Annotated in this window: 15 protein-coding genes; all 15 read right to left on the bottom strand. The window is 56.3% G+C overall.

Annotation, left to right across the window (positions count from 1 at the left end; genetic code table 11):
- Positions 1-235: 235 nt before the first annotated feature.
- Positions 236-940, bottom strand: coding sequence for an EAL domain-containing protein (locus ACN28Q_RS23570; protein WP_165907103.1), 705 nt, complete (start codon positions 938-940; stop codon positions 236-238).
- 381 nt (positions 941-1321) lie between these two features.
- Complete coding sequence (locus ACN28Q_RS23565; RefSeq protein ID WP_095848559.1) at positions 1322-1780, bottom strand: NlpC/P60 family protein; 459 nt, start codon at positions 1778-1780, stop codon at positions 1322-1324.
- A 170-nt stretch (positions 1781-1950) separates the two neighbouring features.
- Positions 1951-2355 carry a 4-amino-4-deoxy-L-arabinose-phosphoundecaprenol flippase subunit ArnF gene (arnF, locus tag ACN28Q_RS23560; protein WP_095848558.1) on the bottom strand — a complete coding sequence of 135 codons (405 nt, stop codon included), beginning with the start codon at positions 2353-2355 and terminating at the stop codon, positions 1951-1953.
- Positions 2352-2696, bottom strand: a complete 345-nt coding sequence (gene arnE / locus ACN28Q_RS23555; RefSeq protein WP_095848557.1) for a 4-amino-4-deoxy-L-arabinose-phosphoundecaprenol flippase subunit ArnE — start codon at positions 2694-2696, stop codon at positions 2352-2354. Before arnE ends, arnF begins: the two co-directional genes overlap by 4 nt.
- The gene (gene arnT / locus ACN28Q_RS23550) at positions 2693-4357 is read right to left on the bottom strand and encodes a lipid IV(A) 4-amino-4-deoxy-L-arabinosyltransferase (protein WP_095848556.1); all 1665 of its coding nucleotides are present in this window, start codon (positions 4355-4357) and stop codon (positions 2693-2695) included. Before arnT ends, arnE begins: the two co-directional genes overlap by 4 nt.
- Positions 4354-5259 (bottom strand): 4-deoxy-4-formamido-L-arabinose-phosphoundecaprenol deformylase, encoded by a 906-nt coding sequence (gene arnD, locus ACN28Q_RS23545; protein ID WP_095848555.1) that lies wholly within the window; start codon positions 5257-5259, stop codon positions 4354-4356. The genes arnT and arnD overlap by 4 nt, the downstream gene beginning before the upstream one ends.
- The gene (arnA, locus tag ACN28Q_RS23540; RefSeq protein ID WP_095848554.1) at positions 5256-7241 is read right to left on the bottom strand and encodes a bifunctional UDP-4-amino-4-deoxy-L-arabinose formyltransferase/UDP-glucuronic acid oxidase ArnA; all 1986 of its coding nucleotides are present in this window, start codon (positions 7239-7241) and stop codon (positions 5256-5258) included. Before arnA ends, arnD begins: the two co-directional genes overlap by 4 nt.
- On the bottom strand, positions 7241-8269 hold the full coding sequence (gene arnC / locus ACN28Q_RS23535) for an undecaprenyl-phosphate 4-deoxy-4-formamido-L-arabinose transferase (RefSeq protein ID WP_183096700.1): 1029 nt from the start codon (positions 8267-8269) through the stop codon (positions 7241-7243). The genes arnA and arnC overlap by 1 nt, the downstream gene beginning before the upstream one ends.
- A complete protein-coding gene (gene arnB / locus ACN28Q_RS23530; protein ID WP_095848552.1) occupies positions 8208-9368 on the bottom strand; it encodes a UDP-4-amino-4-deoxy-L-arabinose aminotransferase in 1161 nt (386 codons plus the stop codon). The genes arnC and arnB overlap by 62 nt, the downstream gene beginning before the upstream one ends.
- A 386-nt stretch (positions 9369-9754) precedes the next feature.
- A complete protein-coding gene (gene btuD, locus ACN28Q_RS23525) occupies positions 9755-10510 on the bottom strand; it encodes a vitamin B12 ABC transporter ATP-binding protein BtuD (RefSeq protein ID WP_095848551.1) in 756 nt (251 codons plus the stop codon).
- Positions 10511-10516: 6 nt separating this feature from the next.
- The gene (locus ACN28Q_RS23520) at positions 10517-11068 is read right to left on the bottom strand and encodes a glutathione peroxidase (protein WP_095848550.1); all 552 of its coding nucleotides are present in this window, start codon (positions 11066-11068) and stop codon (positions 10517-10519) included.
- Positions 11069-11150: 82 nt separating this feature from the next.
- Positions 11151-12155: a vitamin B12 ABC transporter permease BtuC gene (btuC, locus tag ACN28Q_RS23515; RefSeq protein ID WP_095848549.1), complete on the bottom strand. Its 1005-nt coding sequence runs from the start codon at positions 12153-12155 to the stop codon at positions 11151-11153.
- A 154-nt stretch (positions 12156-12309) separates the two neighbouring features.
- Positions 12310-13455: a glycerate kinase gene (locus ACN28Q_RS23510; RefSeq protein ID WP_095848548.1), complete on the bottom strand. Its 1146-nt coding sequence runs from the start codon at positions 13453-13455 to the stop codon at positions 12310-12312.
- 164 nt (positions 13456-13619) lie between these two features.
- Complete coding sequence (gene garR, locus ACN28Q_RS23505) at positions 13620-14510, bottom strand: 2-hydroxy-3-oxopropionate reductase (RefSeq protein WP_095848547.1); 891 nt, start codon at positions 14508-14510, stop codon at positions 13620-13622.
- 56 nt (positions 14511-14566) lie between these two features.
- Positions 14567-15337 carry a 2-dehydro-3-deoxyglucarate aldolase gene (garL, locus tag ACN28Q_RS23500; protein ID WP_095848546.1) on the bottom strand — a complete coding sequence of 257 codons (771 nt, stop codon included), beginning with the start codon at positions 15335-15337 and terminating at the stop codon, positions 14567-14569.
- Positions 15338-15597: the final 260 nt, after the last annotated feature.

Here is a 15597-nt window from a genome sequence, read left to right as displayed (position 1 = left end):
GTGAAGCGCCAGGCGCCAATGCAGAGCGATATAAAATCAACGTAATAGCCATAAGTGTATACACAAAATCATTCAAGATGCACCGAGGCGGCAAGAGAGAAAATCCCCGGCAGCATAGATAACTCTGTGACCGGGTTTTCTGAACGCAGCCAACAAAGAGGCAGCTTGAAGGATGACGTGTATAAAGCCTGAAAGAAAGGATTAACACAAAGTAACTGCAAGGAGAATGGCGGCATTACGCGTTATGCTGCCGAGAAGGGAGCAACGAATTGGCGATATCTTGCTGTGTATAGCAGTGCCATAAATAGCCTTGCATTAAATACTCCCCATTTTGCTGCGCCACCGCCAAATACTGCGTTGATTCAACGCCTTCAATAATCACTTTGTTACCGGCATATTTTTTTATTTTGGCAAGGGCAAGCGGGAATATTGGCCGATTATGGTATTTCCAGAAGAAGTCTTTATCTACCTTCACAAACTCATAAACCCGATGGCGTATGGCTTGAATACCGGCAGCGCCTTTACCAAAATCATCCAGCCAGAGCGTGAAGTGCTTGTACAACTGTGCGATTAGCCTATTGCCTACCCCTTCGTTAATGCCTGGGAAAAACTCATTGATCTCCAACCTAACGAAGGGCATTTTTTTGATCAGCTTGAAAATGCGGCGCGAACCCAGTATCAATGTTGCGCAGTCAGCATCAACGTTGACGGAAACCAGCACGCCTTTGGCAACAAAAAGATCTGCATGCTGGCTTATGTATTGAATCTGTTTGATAAATATCTGCCGGCGGGTATCTGTATCCAAATCGTAATACGTCAAAGAACTCCCTTGGGGGCCATTGTCGCATCTTGTTAATACTTCAAAGGCAAAAAAGTCTCCTGAAGGGAAGACAATAGGCTCAAAAATGAACCTAACCTCTTCAACGGAAAGAATTTTCAATTTTCCCACCCCGTCACGACACATTATCAGCAATCATTATATATGATCGTCATTAATGATCAATTAATATAATTCAATAGATATTAACTATTAAGTGTGTCAGATATTACCCTATAAGGTTGCTCAAACCCAATGAATTAGTTAATGATTTTTTATTTTTTAAGAATTCCCGTATAAAAGTGACATAAAATCGCTGTCACTGCTACGCGATAATTTAATGCAAAATCATTGGGATGTTAATAATCACACGGGGATACAGTGCATTTCAATCTTCCGGTTAAGGCACATGAGATGATCAGAACAGGGGCAAAAAGAACGGTAGCGCGAACAAAACCGGGAATCGGTGGGAAAATAAGCGTGGGGTGCCGGGCAAACGCCCGGCTAAATGCGGCGGGCCTGCCAGTAGACTTTTCGCCAGTAAACATTATCCAGCGACGAGCGGATCACACCGCGGCTGGTCGAGGCATGAATAAACTGATCGTTGGTATCATAAATACCCACGTGCAGACCATTTTCACCGGAGCCGGTTTTGAAAAACACCAGATCGCCCGGCATCAATTCATCGCGCGAAATGCGCGTGCCAAGCGCGGTTTGTTCTTCCGTCGAACGCGGCAGTTGCATGTCGAAGCGATCGCGGAACGTGCGGTAAACAAAGCCAGAGCAATCCACACCGGCATGATCCAGCCCACCGTAGCGATAAGGCGTGCCATACCATTGGCGTAACTGTTCATTCAACTGGGCGACCACCACGATCGAGTCAGCCAGTTTGCCACTGGGCGGCGGCGCATGACTGCTGCAACCGGCAAGAATCAGGCAGGCGAATAAAAACCAAACACGCATCCGTTAATATCCTTACAGTGAATACGTTGCGCCAGCGCCTGCATAGGGGATAACAATGATCGCCGCCCGGCCGCTGCCCGCAAGGGAAAGCGCTATTTGGCGTTAATTTATCCCCGGCCATAAGAAAAAGGCAAGCATTGTGAAAGAGATAATCGAACCGGGTCAGATTTTCACCGGCTTTTGGCGGCGCTATTGCCACGATGGCTGCTAATTAACCCGACGCCGAGCAGAATAAACAGCATGCCCAGCGTCTTAAGCAGCGTCGCGGATTCGTGAAACCAGGGCAGCAACACGGCGCACACATAAACCAGCGCATAGCTCAGGCTAAGCAGCGGATAGGCCCGGTTCAGCGGCAAATAGCGCAAGGTAAAGAACCAACACGCCATCGACAGCGCATAGCCCAGCACCCCGCCGGCCACCGCCAGCAACTGCCATTGATAAAGCCAGATGGTGAGTACGCTGATATCCGCATAGCCCAGCAGCGGGATCTGCCCCATCCCCCATTTCATCAGCAATTGCGCCGCCGTCACCAACAGCACGCTGGCGATGCCCCACAGATATCCTTTGCCTTTCATGCGCCCACGCTCATCAACACGATCCCCAGCATAATCGCCGCCACGCCACACCAGTGGCGCAACGAAGCTACCTCGCCGAACAGCCAACGCGCGGCCAGCGTCACCAACACAAAATTGAAGCTAAGAATGGGGTATGCCAGGCTAAGGGGCAGCCGTTGCAGCACGTTCAGCCATAGCGCCATACCGGCGGCCAGCAACGCCACCGCCAGCAATAGCCAGCGCAGCGTTGCGCCGATTCGCTGCGCCGGCGGCAGTTGCCAGCTTTGCGCCGCCCGTTTCTGGCACAGTTGCCCAGCGCAGGTCAGCAGGCTAACCATAATTATCAGTAGATAGCCCATCATGGCCGTTGCGCATACCATAACAGCACCAACCGGTTCATCACCACCTGCTGCTCGGGCTTTGGCAGCCCTTCCGGGATTGAATCACCGCGTGGCAAATGCAGCACCAGCGCGACGTTCCCCTGGCTACGCGCCTGGGTCAGCCAGCGAGGGAAATCCGCTTCGCTGACGAAACGGTCCGCGGCATCCGGATACGCCAGGCCGTACTCCACTTCCCCTTTTTCGCGGTACAGGGTGATATCACTGCGCTTAAGCTCCCACGCTAACCCGGCGGCGATGCCGACGCTATTGGTCAGCACGTAGCGGCTGTTGCCAAGCGCCGGCCGATTGGCGGCGATGAAGTTCTGCGGCTGTTTCGAGTCAATCACCTGCTGCGGGATAGCACTGCCAACCAGCAGGCACAGCAGCAACGGGCAACCGGCGGCCAAAGGCCAGCGCCGGCCATGATCCCCCAGTGAAAGCAGCGCAAACAGCAACCAGCCGCCAAAGGCAATCATACCGATAATCACTTTCGGCCATTCATCGGGGGCAAACAGCCGTACTTCCGGCAGCATCCCCAGGGCGATTGCCACCAACGCCAGCGCCCCGAGCAGGCCAAAAAGGCCATTCAACACGGCATTGGCTTTAAACACCTGGTAACGCAACGCGCCGGCGCAGTCTTCAGCATAAGCGGCGATCAACAGCGCCAGCGGCGCCATGCACGGCAGGATATACGTCGGCAGCTTCCCCTTGGCAATGCTGAAAAATAGCAGCGGCATGATGCTCCAGCTCAACAGGAAAAACCGTTGCGGATGCTGAATGCGTTCACGCCAGCCCGCGGCCAACGCGCCCGGCAGCAGCGCAAGCCACGGCAACACGCCGGCCAGTAAGATCGGGATGTAATACCAGAACGGCGCTTTATGCTGGGCGTTGTCTTCAGCAAAACGTTGAATGTGCTCCACCCAGAAGAAATAGTGCCAATAATCCGGCTCGCGCAGGGCCACCGCCCACGCCCACGGCAGGCTAATCAGCACGGCGGCACAGACCGCGATCGGGCCGTAGCACAGCAGTTGCTTAAACCGCCGCTGCTGGATGGCGATCGGCAATGCGGCAATCACCGGTACGGCCAGCGCCAGGAACCCTTTGGTCATAAACCCCATACCGCAGGCCAGGCCCAGTAAAACGTAAGCCCCCAGCCGGGCTTTACGCGACGTCGCCTGCAGCGCCAGGTAGTAACAGACCATCGCGGCCGTCAGCCAGAGCGTAATCATCGGATCCAACACGCTGTAGGAGCCAATGCTGAAAACCAGGGTCATGGAAAGGAAAATCAGTGCGGCAAGGCTGGCCCGGCGCGCATTGCGCCACATCATCCATGCCAGCGTGAAAACCAGACAGGCCGTTAAGCCGGTGCTGAACGCCGCGCCAAAGCGCACGGCAAAGAGCGTGTCGTCAAACAGCCATTGGCTGACATTGTTGAACCAGTAGCCCGCCACCGGTTTTTCAAAATAGCGCAGGCCGAGCAAATGCGGCACCAGCCAATCCCCACGTTGCAACATCTCGCGGCTGATTTCGGCATAGCGGGTTTCATCCGGCTGCCAGAGCAAACGCCCGTTGAGCGGGATCAGGTAAACCAGGGTGAAAAAAACGGCCAGTATCGCGGCCCACGCGCCCTTGATCGCCTTCATGGAGTACCCTTCACTTCGGTTTGACAGCCAAGCCAGCCCTCTCGCCCGGGGAACGGCGCCCGCACGATCTGCCCTAACGGCAGCGCCGTGGTATCAACAGGCAACAGTGCGCCCAGTGGGCAAAATTGAATACCCAGGCGTTCTGCCTGTTGCAATAATCGTTCGAACATCGCGCTCTGCGACATACCTTCCACCTCCGTGTGAATGGTGTATACCGGCACAGCGCTGCTGTGCAACATCCGCTGCAAAATGAAGTCGTTGTAATCCGCCAGGCTGACCTCATGGCCAATCACCTCATCGAACGTCGGCAAGGTCACCGGGATCTGCACCGTGCCAATGCGCCCATCCGCCAACAGTGGCCGGAACGGGTGCGTGCCGCGGCAATCGCTATTGTAATGAAAGCCAAAGCGCTGCTTCACCGACAACACGCGTTGATCCGCACGCCAGCCGGCCACCGCAGAGCACTTTACCGGTTGCTCAATGCAGGCGCGCAAAGCCCCAACGCCCAGCTGAATCTGGCGCGCCAGTTCGGCCTCGGACCAGCGTGCCACTTTGGCCTGCCAGCCCTGGTGATCCCAGGCATGCAGCCCCACCTCATGCCCGGCGCGCGCCGTTTGCTTCATCAGTGGGCCAAAAGCGCGGGCGATGTTGCGCCCCGGCCATGCGGTGCCGGCCAGCAGGATATCCCAGCCATACAGCGAAGCAGCCTGTGAACGCAGCATTTTGCGCAGGAACGCCGGCCGCAGCAGGCGCCACAAGTGGCGCCCCATGTTGTCTGGCCCAACGCTGAAAAAAAAGCTGGCCGTGATGCCATACTGTTCGAACAATTCCAACAGGCGCGGCACACCGTCACGGGTGCCGCTATATGTGTCGACATCTACCCGCAGGCCGACTTTTATCATTGGCTAACGCCCTTTTCCTGAACGTTGGTTTGCAGAAAGTAATCCAGCGTTTCGGCTACTGTCTGGCGCATTTTAATGGTCGGCTGCCAATCCAGCAGGCGCTGTGCGTTCCTGATGCTCGGCGTGCGGTGCTCAACGTCCTGATAGCCTTTGCCATAGTAGCTGCTGCTTTCCACCGCGTTAAAACCGGCGAACGGAGGGAAGCGATCGCGCAGCGGGTGCTGGTTGAAGCATTCCAGCAGCATTTCCGCCAGTTCGCGGATGCTGGCTTCGTTGGTCGGGTTGCCGATATTGATAATCTGGCCGTCGCACTGGCCGTGGCAGTTTTCGATAATGCGAAACAATGCTTCGATGCCGTCGTTAATGTCGGTAAAGCAGCGTTTTTGCTCCCCGCCATCCACCAGCTTGATCGGCGATCCTTCCACCAGGTTGAGGATCAACTGGGTAATCGCGCGGGAAGAGCCGATGCGTGCGGCATCCAGGCTATCGAGCCGTGGCCCCATCCAGTTGAACGGACGGAACAGGGTAAATTTCAGCCCCTGTTGCACGCCGTAAGCCCAGATCACCCGGTCAAGCAGCTGTTTGGAGACCGAGTAGATCCAGCGTTGCTTGCTGATCGGCCCGACGATTAAGCGCGAACAGTCTTCGTCAAACTGCTGATCGTCGCACATGCCGTAAACTTCGGATGTGGAGGGGAAAATAATGCGCTTGTGGTATTTCACGCAGTCGCGCACGATTTTCAGGTTCTCTTCGAAATCCAGCTCGAACACACGCAGCGGGTTGCGGGTGTATTCGATAGGCGTTGCGATGGCCACCAGCGGCAGCACCACGTCGCATTTTTTAATGTGGTATTCAATCCACTCGGAATGGATGCTGATGTCCCCTTCCACAAAGTGGAAGTGCGGATCGTCAAGGAAGCGGCAAATGGCGTCGGAGCTGATATCCAGCCCATAGATATCGTAGTTGCCGTCGCGCAACAGGCGTTCGGTCAGGTGGTTGCCGATAAAGCCGTTCACCCCCAGAATCAACACCCGGGTCCGGCGTTTAACCGCGCTGGTCGGCTTGGCGCCCAGGCGCACATCGGTGACGATGCCCATTTCCTCTGCCAGGCGGGCACCGTGCACATACAGCCCCGCCTCGCTCTGGCCGGCGACGATTTCCAGCGCGCCTTCGCCACAGGCGATGGTCAGCGGCGCAGTGGCCAGCACAGTGCCCGGCTGTTTGTCATGCGGTGTATTCAGCACGCGCCCCTGCCAGACAATTACTTTCTGCTGGCCCAGGTAACTGAACGCACCCGGGTAAGGATCGGTTACCGCGCGCACCAGGTTGTTGATTTCCCGCGCGGATTTATGCCACTGGATCTCGCCATCGGCGGCAGTGCGGCGGCCGTAATAGCTGGCTTCGGCCTCGTTTTGCGGGGTGAAGGTTACGCTGCCGTTCTTCAGTTGCGGCAAGGTGTCGTTCAGCAGGCTCTGCGCGGCTTCCCGCAGTTTACCGTGCAGGGTTAACGCCGTGTCATCCTCGCTAATCGCGACCTTATGCTGGGCAACGATGTCGCCGGCATCCGGGCGCTTAACCATTTTATGCAGCGTTACCCCGGTTTCGGTTTCGCCGTTAACCAGCACCCAGTTGACCGGCGCCCGCCCGCGGTAGCGCGGCAACAGCGATCCATGCAGGTTGAAGCCCCCCTGCGGCGCCAGCGCCAGGATCTCTTCGCTGAGCATGTTGCGGTAGTAGAACGAGAAAATCACGTCCGGCTGCAGCTCGCGAATACGTTCAACCCACAAAGGGTGATTGACGTCCTCCGGCGCATAAACCGGCAGATTCAGCTCTGCGCCCAACCGCGCCACGGAAGAAAAGAAATGGTTTTCACCCGGCGCATCGGTATGGGTGAACACGGCCTGCACGTCATAGCCGGCCTCCGTTAGCGCTTTCAAACCGGCGCAGCCGATATCATGGTAAGCAAATACGATAGTTTTCATTACTCTTCTTCCTGAATGTGGTGGTTTGGCTTAGCGCCAACCACTTTCTGAACAAAATAACGTGGGCGGGCGCGCACATCGTTGTAGATACGCCCGATGTACTCACCGAGTAGCCCCATACCGACAAACTGGGCGCCGACGAAGGTAAACAGCACGGCAAACAGCATAAATACCCCTTCGGCCCCCCACTGGGTGCCTAAGATCAGCCGCATGGCGATCAGCACGATCGCCAGCGTGAAACCGGACAGCGCGATGACGCTGCCCACCACGCTGAGCAGGCGCAGCGGCGTGGTCGTCAGGCAGGTGATCAGGTCATACATCAGGTTAATCAGCTTCATCAGGCTGTATTTCGAATCGCCGAATTCACGCTCTGCGTGCTCGACGTCGATTTCCGTCGTGCGGCGGGCGAAGGTATTGGCCAGGATCGGGATAAAAGTGCTGCGCTCATGGCAATGCAGCATCGCCTCGACGATGTGGCGGCGGTAAGCACGCAGCATGCAGCCGTAATCGCCCATCGATTTGCCGGTGGCGCGCTGGATCATCATATTGATGACGCGCGACGCGCTCTTGCGGAACCAGGAATCCTGGCGGTTGGCGCGCACCGTGCCGACCACGTCATAGCCTTCTTCGGCCACGCTCACCAGCCGCGGGATCTCTTCCGGCGGGTTTTGCAGATCGGCATCCAGGGTGATGACCAGATCGCCGTGCGCCTGGTTAAACCCCGCCATGATCGCCGAGTGCTGGCCGTAGTTGCGGTTCAGCAGCACGGCGACGATATGGCTGCCCGGGCTCTCGGCGGCTTCGGTTAATATCTCGGCGGAGTCATCGCTGCTGCCGTCATCCACCAAAATGATTTCATAGGCCTGGCGCAACTGCTGACAGGCGGCGGTGATACGTTCAATCAGCGCCGGCAGGCTCTGCTGTTCGTTGTAGACCGGGATCACCACCGATACGTTATTAATAGGTTCAACCCGCGGCACGTTCTGACTCCACAATTGAAAACAAGGCGTTAACAACGCGATCGACATCTTCATCGCGCATATCCGGAAATAACGGTAAAGAGCACAGCCGCGCCGAGTTCCATTCGGTATTCGGCAATGAAAGCTGTGGATAGCGTTCACGGTAGAATTTCTGCGTGTGCGCCGCGCGGAAATGCAGGCCCGTGCCAATGCCCTGCTCTTGCAGGCGTTGCATCAGCCGATCGCGATCCAGGCCGCAGCGTTCGAGATCGACGCGCACGATGAACAGATGCCAGGCATGGTCGTGCGGATAATCCGGCAGGCCGAGCGGTTGGAAGGGAGAATCCTGCAACATCGCCAGGTAGCGTGCCGCCAGTGATTTGCGGCGGGCGTTAAGCTGCGGCAAACGCTGCAGCTGCACCACGGCGATGGCTGCATGCACATCGGAAAGATTGTATTTGTAGCCCGGCTCGATCACTTCCGCCTGGGGTTTACGCCCTAGCTGTTGGCGATCGAAAGCGTCGACACCCAGGCCGTGGAACTTCAGGCTGCGCAGACGCGCCGCCAGTGCGTCATCATCGGTGGCGATCAGGCCGCCTTCGGCACAGGTCATGTTTTTAATCGCATGGAAAGAGAAAATCGCCGTGCCGCGCGCGCCCACCCACTCGCCGCGATAGCGGGCGCCGGCCGCATGGGCCGCATCTTCAATCAGCGGAATATTGTGCCGCTGCGCCACGTCGCGCAGTGCGGCGATGTCCAGCGGCGCACCGGCATAATGCACCGGCACAATCGCCTTGGTTCTCGGCGTGATGGCGGCTTCAACCGCTGCGGCACTGACCATCAGCGTATCGCGATCAATATCAACCATCACGGGCGTGGCGCCGAGCAGCTCGATCATGTTCGGCGTAGAAACCCAGGTCATTGAAGGTGTGATGACCTCATCACCCGGCCCGATGCCCAACGCCACTAGCGTGACATGCATACCCGCCGTGGCAGAGTTAATGGCAATCGCGTATTTACAGCCAAAGGCGGTGCAAAAATCCGTTTCCAAACGTTGGTTTTGCGGGCCGGTGGTAATCCAGCCGGAGCGTAATACCTTTTCAACCGCTGTTATTTCTTCTTCACCCATAGATGGACGAGAGAATGGCAAGAATTGTTCCTGAGCCATAGTTAACCTAAGCATATCGAGTTTGCGATAGGGCAATTATAGGGCGCAATTATTTAATGAAGATTAAACGACAAAGGAACAGGCCAATAATATTTTATGAAAGGTGAATTTCTGTAAGCATAGTTAACTGCCGTGATTAGAACTGTAACGATATTAATCTATGTGTATGACTAGACTAAAAACAAAAAATATAAATACAATATTAACTTATTTTCTCATCTTAATGCATTCTTAATAAAAGTCACTTTAATCACCAGTACCTTGCCCTTTTTGGGTGTAAAAACCAGAAAGTCTTGAAGAAAAATTCATATTCTACAAATTCGATTTCATTTATATTCGTTTTGTTTAACTTCTATTTATATTGCAAATCATAGGCAACTTAAGTTTTAAGCATCGCGCGTCATCAGCCAACGCTGCTCGCCAACCATTTGTAAATGGAAACCAATCTCATAAACCGGCGATAATAACGCCGGCACCATCACTTCCTGGCTTGGCCCTTGCGCCACCACCCGCCCGGCGCGCAATAACCACACCTGATCAGCCTGCTGCAATGTTTGGTTCAGATCGTGCGCACAGACCAGCACGCTGCGCCCCTGTTGGCAAAACTCGCGCAATAACCGATCCAATGCGGCTTTCTGCGCCACATCCAGGCTATTGCCCGGCTCATCCAGCAGCAGCAGCCGGCTCAATGGGTTGACCGCCGGCCAAACCTGCAGCAGCGCGGCAACCAGGCGCACCCGTTGCCACTCGCCGCCGGAAAGCTGGACGAGCGTGCGCGGCAACTTATCCGCCAGCTTCAGTTGCCGACACAGGTACCCCAGGGTATCTTCCAATACGGCAGCGCCACACCCCGGCGGCTGATGCAGCGCCAGATATTGAAAAACCGGCATGAATGCCGCCGGCGGCTGTTGCTGGCCCAAATAGGCGCGCCGGCGTGCCAACTGCCCCGCCGAATAGTGGCTGAGCGGCTGCCCATCCAGCAGCACCTGGCCGCCGCCGGGCAGCAGCCCAGCCACCCGCGCCAACAGGGTGCTTTTACCGGCGCCATTGGGGCCAATCAGGTGTATTTGGCTGCCTGGCGCCACCCGGGCAGACAACGGGAATAGGCGTTGATCAACGCTGACCTGATTAAGCTCCAGCATCGCGAATTACTGCGCCAGCGCCTGTTCGATGGCAGTGACAATGGCAGGATCCTGCGGCTTCATATCCGGGGCAAAACGCGCCAGCACGTTGCCATCGCGCCCAATCAGGAATTTCTCAAAGTTCCACAGAATATCGCCGGGCTGCTTTGGCCCCTGCCCCTTGCTGATCCGGCGTGCCTTGAACTCGCTGCCGGCTGGCACCACGGCTTCTGGTTTAGCGGCAATCAACGCCTGATACAACGGATGGCGGTTTGCACCGTTGACTTCAATCTTGCTGAACATGGGGAACTGCACGCCGAACGTGCCGCGGCAAAACGCCAGAATCTCTTCGTTGCTGCCGGGCTCTTGCCCGAGAAATTCGTTGGACGGAAAGCCCAGCACCGCAAAACCGCGGTCGCGATAGCTTTCATACAGCGCTTCCAGGCCTTCATACTGTTCGGTCAGGCCGCATTGTGAGGCCACATTGACCACCAGTAAAACGTCGCCTTGATACTCCGCCAGCGTGGTTGCACGGTTATCAATCGTTTGCAGTGGTATCGCGTTTATTGACTGACTCATCGGAACCCATCCTTTCTGTTTATTTGCAGGTGAAGATACGCGGCGCACGGCGCAGCGGCCAATGTGTACCGCATCGATGCGATTACCTTACGCTTTTTACCCGCAGCAGTAACCAGATAAAAAGCGGTGCGCCCAGGGTAGCGGTGACCACGCCGATCGGCAATTCGGCCGCGGCCAGAGTAACCCGCGCGGTCACGTCTGCCGCCAGCAAAACGCCGGCGCCGGCCAAGGCGCAACCGGGCAACAGATAGCGCTGATCGGTCAGCCCAATCAGGCGCAATATGTGCGGGATCACCAGGCCAACAAAGCCTATCACGCCGGCCAACGCCACGCTGATGCCAACCAGACAGCCGACCGCCAACACCAACAGATTGCGCCACAGGTATAAAGACAGCCCGAGTTGCCGCGCCTGCACCTCGCCCAGCGCCATCACATTGAGCACGTTGCCCTGCCGGCATAGCCACAGCAGCACGGGCAGGAGCGCCAAAACCAGCCATTTTTGCCGCCAGTCCACGCCGCCAAAGCTGCCCATCATCCAGTACATCAGTTGGCGCAGATCCAGGCTGGTGCTGATGTAAACCGCCCAGGTCATGATCGCGGAACACACGATGCCGAGTGCCACACCCACCAGCAGCAAACGCGCGTTGGTCACGCGGCGGCGGGCAAACGCCAACAGCAGGAAGGTTATCAGCAGCGCCCCGATAATCGCATTCAGGCTCATCAACGCAACCGGCAACAATCCATGCCCCAACAATACAGTGAGCACCAGCGCCACCCCGGCCCCGTTGGCCACGCCAAGCAGCCCCGGCTCCGCCAGCGGATTTTCGAACAACGCCTGCATAACCGCGCCACTCACCGCCAAGCTCGCCCCCACGGCCAGCACTGCCAGCGTGCGCGGCATGCGCAGTTGCCAAACAAATAATTGCGCCGAATCGCTCAACCACTGCGACGGCCAGATCCAACTATCGCCGGCGCACAGGCTGACAACGAAAATAACCAAGGTGCCGAACGCCAGCAGAGACAGGTGGTTTTGATCGCGGGAACGTTGCTGTTGCAGAAGAGCGATGAAAGTGGGCTTGGTTGGCATAAACAAACAGGTTCCCGGCGGCGATAAAACAGTGCAAGAGTGAATGACCGATGCCAAATAGTAGGATGTTAGCCTGCAACACGCAATGCCAACCCCATGGGCGCCGCAGACCGGCGGAAACGGCACACCGCCGCTCCCGCCGGATCGCTATCGATTAAAGGCGAACCCCCTTCATACATTGGAGGGCCGCCGCAACGTTGCGCGCCGTTTTTGTCACATTATCCGATGCATTTAGCATCGCTTGTTCAAGCGAACAAATTTCATAAATCACACTGAATACCGCATCGATCCCCTGTTGATAGACCACATCGACATCGCAAGACAGGCTCCCGGCAATGCCGATAACCGGTTTCCGGTGTTTTTTCGCGATAGCGGCCACCCCGATCGGTACCTTGCCGTTGATGCTCTGCCCATCAATTCGCCCTTCCCCAGTCACGACCAGATCACAGTCTTTGATATGGCGCTCCAGCTCCAGGGCTTCGGTGACGATTTCAATGCCCTTCCTGAGCCTGGCCCCGCAAAACGCCAACAGCGCGGCACCCATTCCCCCCGCAGCACCCGCGCCGGCAATGCTGTCGACCTCGATGTTTAGTTGATGCTTAATGATCCCGGCATACTGCCGGAGATTGTTATCAAGCAGTTCGACCACCGCTGGCGTTGCACCTTTCTGGGGGCCAAACACCCAAGAGGCGCCATTAGGGCCGGTTAATGGATTGGTAACATCACAAGCGACGTCGATACGGCACTGCTTCACCCTTGGCTCAAACCGGCGCATATCGATGGCAGCGATCTCGCTAAGGCTGCCACCGCCACGGCCAATGTCGTTACCCGCCCGATCGAGCAGCCTGGCACCCAACGCCTGAACCATACCGGCACCACCATCATTCGTTGCGCTGCCGCCGATACCGATGATGATATGACTAACCCCGGATGCTAAAGCCGCACGGATTAACTGCCCGGTGCCAAATGATGTCGTTCTGAGCGGGTCTCTTAGCGCGGGCGGCACTAGCTCAAGGCCGCTGGCGGCCGCCATCTCAATAAACGCAGTCTTGCCATCGCCGGAAAGCCCCCAAAATGCCGCAACGTCCGTACCCAACGGGCCCGTCACGTTCTCGTTCACCTTCGTGCCGCCGGTGGCGCCGATCATCGCTTCCACGGTGCCTTCGCCGCCATCGGCAAGCGGGATGCTGACATAGGTCGCTAAAGGAAATATTGCGCGGAAACCACGCTCGATAGCGTGGGCAACGCCCAGCGCACTCAGGCTTTCTTTATAGGAATCGGGTGCAATGACTATTTTCATCCATCACTCCACAGGCGCTGTTTCACAGGTTGAAACTGGGTGCTGAAAATTCAGCCCCCATGACGAAACATTAATCGCACGGCAGAAGGATCGGGCGTTCAGACAAGGCAGCGCCGGTTACCTTCCCCGTTCGCCCCACGGATCCCAAAGCGCCAATAGCGCGATTAATCAAACTGTTTCACTTCAACCTTCGCCAGTTTCTCGTAATAGCAGGCCAGCGCCGAGTGATCCGCCGTTCCCAACCCATCCACCCGCAGCGCCTGCATCATTTCCATCACGGCCGACGTTAACGGCAATTGGGCACCTACGCTATGGGAGGTATCCAGGGCGTTAGCCAGATCTTTAATGTGCAGATCGATACGAAACCCCGGCTTGAAGTTGCGGTTTAACACCATTGGCGCTTTGGCCTCCAGTACCGTGCTGCCCGCCAGGCCGCCGCGGATAGCCTGAAACACCAGTTCGGGATCGACGCCGGCTTTCGTTGCCAGCACCAGTGCCTCCGCCATCGCGGCGATATTCAATGCCACAATCACCTGGTTGGCCAGTTTTGTGACATTGCCAGCCCCGATATCGCCGGTATGCACCACTGAACCTGCCATGGTTCTCAGCAAATCATGGCATTGGTCAAACAGCGCTTTGTCTCCCCCCACCATTACCGACAGCGTGCCGTCTATGGCTTTGGGTTCACCACCGCTGACTGGCGCATCCAGCATCAGGATACCTTTCGCTTGCAGTGCGGCGGCAATTTCACGGCTGGCCAGCGGGGCAATCGAACTCATATCGATAAAGATCGCGCCTGCCCTGGCACCATCAATCACGCCATTCTCGCCAAGAGCGACCTCTTTCACCTGCGGCGAGTTAGGCAGCATGGTGATAATAACGTCGCACTGCGCCGCCACCGCTTTCGGGGTTGCCGCGCTGGCGGCGCCCAGCGCCGTCAGCTCATCGATGGATGCCGCATTTTTGTCAGCAACAACCAGGGAATAACCGGCTTTAATCAAGTTTTTACTCATGGGCTTACCCATGATGCCCAAGCCAATAAATCCTATTTTCATCATCGATTCCTCATCTATCGATTAGTGGTCCATACCGGCAGCAAGCGAACGCACGTTTACGGTTTAAACGTATCGCTCAGTTTCTGCGTGGCATTTCTAAATAACCCGAGATCGCTCCCAACCGCGACGAAAGTGGCGCCCCACAACAAATAGCGGCGGGCGTCCGCTTCAACCGGGGCCAGGATGCCGGCAGGTTTTCCCTGCGCCTTTGCTCTGGCGAAAATGTGCTGAATGACCTGCTGAACCTCGGGATGCGCCGGATCTCCCAGGTGCCCGAGTGCGGCAGAAAGATCGCCCGGCCCAACGAAAATGCCGTCGACGCCCTCAACGCCGGCGATAGCATCAATGTTGTCCACCCCACGCTGGCTCTCAATCTGCACCAGCACGCTAATGTTGCTATCGATCTGCGTGAAATAGTCGGGGACAGTGCCATAGTGGTTACAGCGGTGGGATACCGAAACGCCGCGGATGCCGTAAGGCGGATAGCGCGTTGCGGCCACGGCCTGTTCCGCTTCGGCCTGGGTTTCTACAAACGGGATCAGAAAGTTGTAGAAACCAATATCAAGCAGGCGTTTGATGATCACCGGCTCATTGGTCGGTGCCCTGACCACCGGCGCACTGGCGCTGCCTTTCAGCGCCATCAATTGGGGAATGAAGGTGCCGATATCATTCGGCGCGTGCTCACCATCCAGGAGCAACCAGTCAAAACCGGCCAACCCCAGCACTTCTGTGGTAATCGGATTCGCCAGCGCGCACCAACAACCATATAAACGCTCGCCGTTTTGCAGTTGTTGTTTAAATCTATTTGGGAATATCACATTAGCCATTTTAACCTCGACAATTTATAAACCACGCAGAGTGATGTAATTCCCCGCGCAGATGAATGCTTAGCCAATCGCTTCTGGAGCCTACTTCTCAATATCAACCATGAGAGATAAAGTTGATAACGATAAACACACCGTATATTCATGGTGAATATAAAAATATCATCCAAAAGAAATACGCGGTACGGCACAACAGGCTGTGAAAGATCACAATAAGTCACAGTGAATTTTTTTAATTAACGGCCAACAGGCAACAGCGAAAA

Origin of the sequence: Gibbsiella quercinecans (genome assembly GCF_002291425.1) — a bacterium.
Classification (GTDB): Bacteria; Pseudomonadota; Gammaproteobacteria; order Enterobacterales; family Enterobacteriaceae; genus Gibbsiella; species Gibbsiella quercinecans.
Note: the sequence above shows the minus strand (reverse complement) of the source record. Positions and strands in the feature narration are given on the sequence as shown.

Bases quoted from the DNA above. Each gene is read 5' to 3' on its own strand.
- btuC (WP_095848549.1), bottom strand. From the start codon at position 12,155: ATGCCAACCAAGCCCACTTTCATCGCTCTTCTGCAACAGCAACGTTCC.
- arnC (WP_183096700.1), bottom strand. From the start codon at position 8,269: ATGTCGATCGCGTTGTTAACGCCTTGTTTTCAATTGTGGAGTCAGAAC.
- garL (WP_095848546.1), bottom strand. From the start codon at position 15,337: ATGGCTAATGTGATATTCCCAAATAGATTTAAACAACAACTGCAAAAC.
- ACN28Q_RS23520 (WP_095848550.1), bottom strand. From the start codon at position 11,068: ATGAGTCAGTCAATAAACGCGATACCACTGCAAACGATTGATAACCGT.
- ACN28Q_RS23565 (WP_095848559.1), bottom strand. From the start codon at position 1,780: ATGCGTGTTTGGTTTTTATTCGCCTGCCTGATTCTTGCCGGTTGCAGC.
- ACN28Q_RS23510 (WP_095848548.1), bottom strand. From the start codon at position 13,455: ATGAAAATAGTCATTGCACCCGATTCCTATAAAGAAAGCCTGAGTGCG.
- arnD (WP_095848555.1), bottom strand. From the start codon at position 5,259: ATGATAAAAGTCGGCCTGCGGGTAGATGTCGACACATATAGCGGCACC.
- garR (WP_095848547.1), bottom strand. From the start codon at position 14,510: ATGAAAATAGGATTTATTGGCTTGGGCATCATGGGTAAGCCCATGAGT.
- arnT (WP_095848556.1), bottom strand. From the start codon at position 4,357: ATGAAGGCGATCAAGGGCGCGTGGGCCGCGATACTGGCCGTTTTTTTC.
- arnE (WP_095848557.1), bottom strand. From the start codon at position 2,696: ATGATGGGCTATCTACTGATAATTATGGTTAGCCTGCTGACCTGCGCT.
- btuD (WP_095848551.1), bottom strand. From the start codon at position 10,510: ATGCTGGAGCTTAATCAGGTCAGCGTTGATCAACGCCTATTCCCGTTG.
- arnA (WP_095848554.1), bottom strand. From the start codon at position 7,241: ATGAAAACTATCGTATTTGCTTACCATGATATCGGCTGCGCCGGTTTG.
- arnF (WP_095848558.1), bottom strand. From the start codon at position 2,355: ATGAAAGGCAAAGGATATCTGTGGGGCATCGCCAGCGTGCTGTTGGTG.
- arnB (WP_095848552.1), bottom strand. From the start codon at position 9,368: ATGGCTCAGGAACAATTCTTGCCATTCTCTCGTCCATCTATGGGTGAA.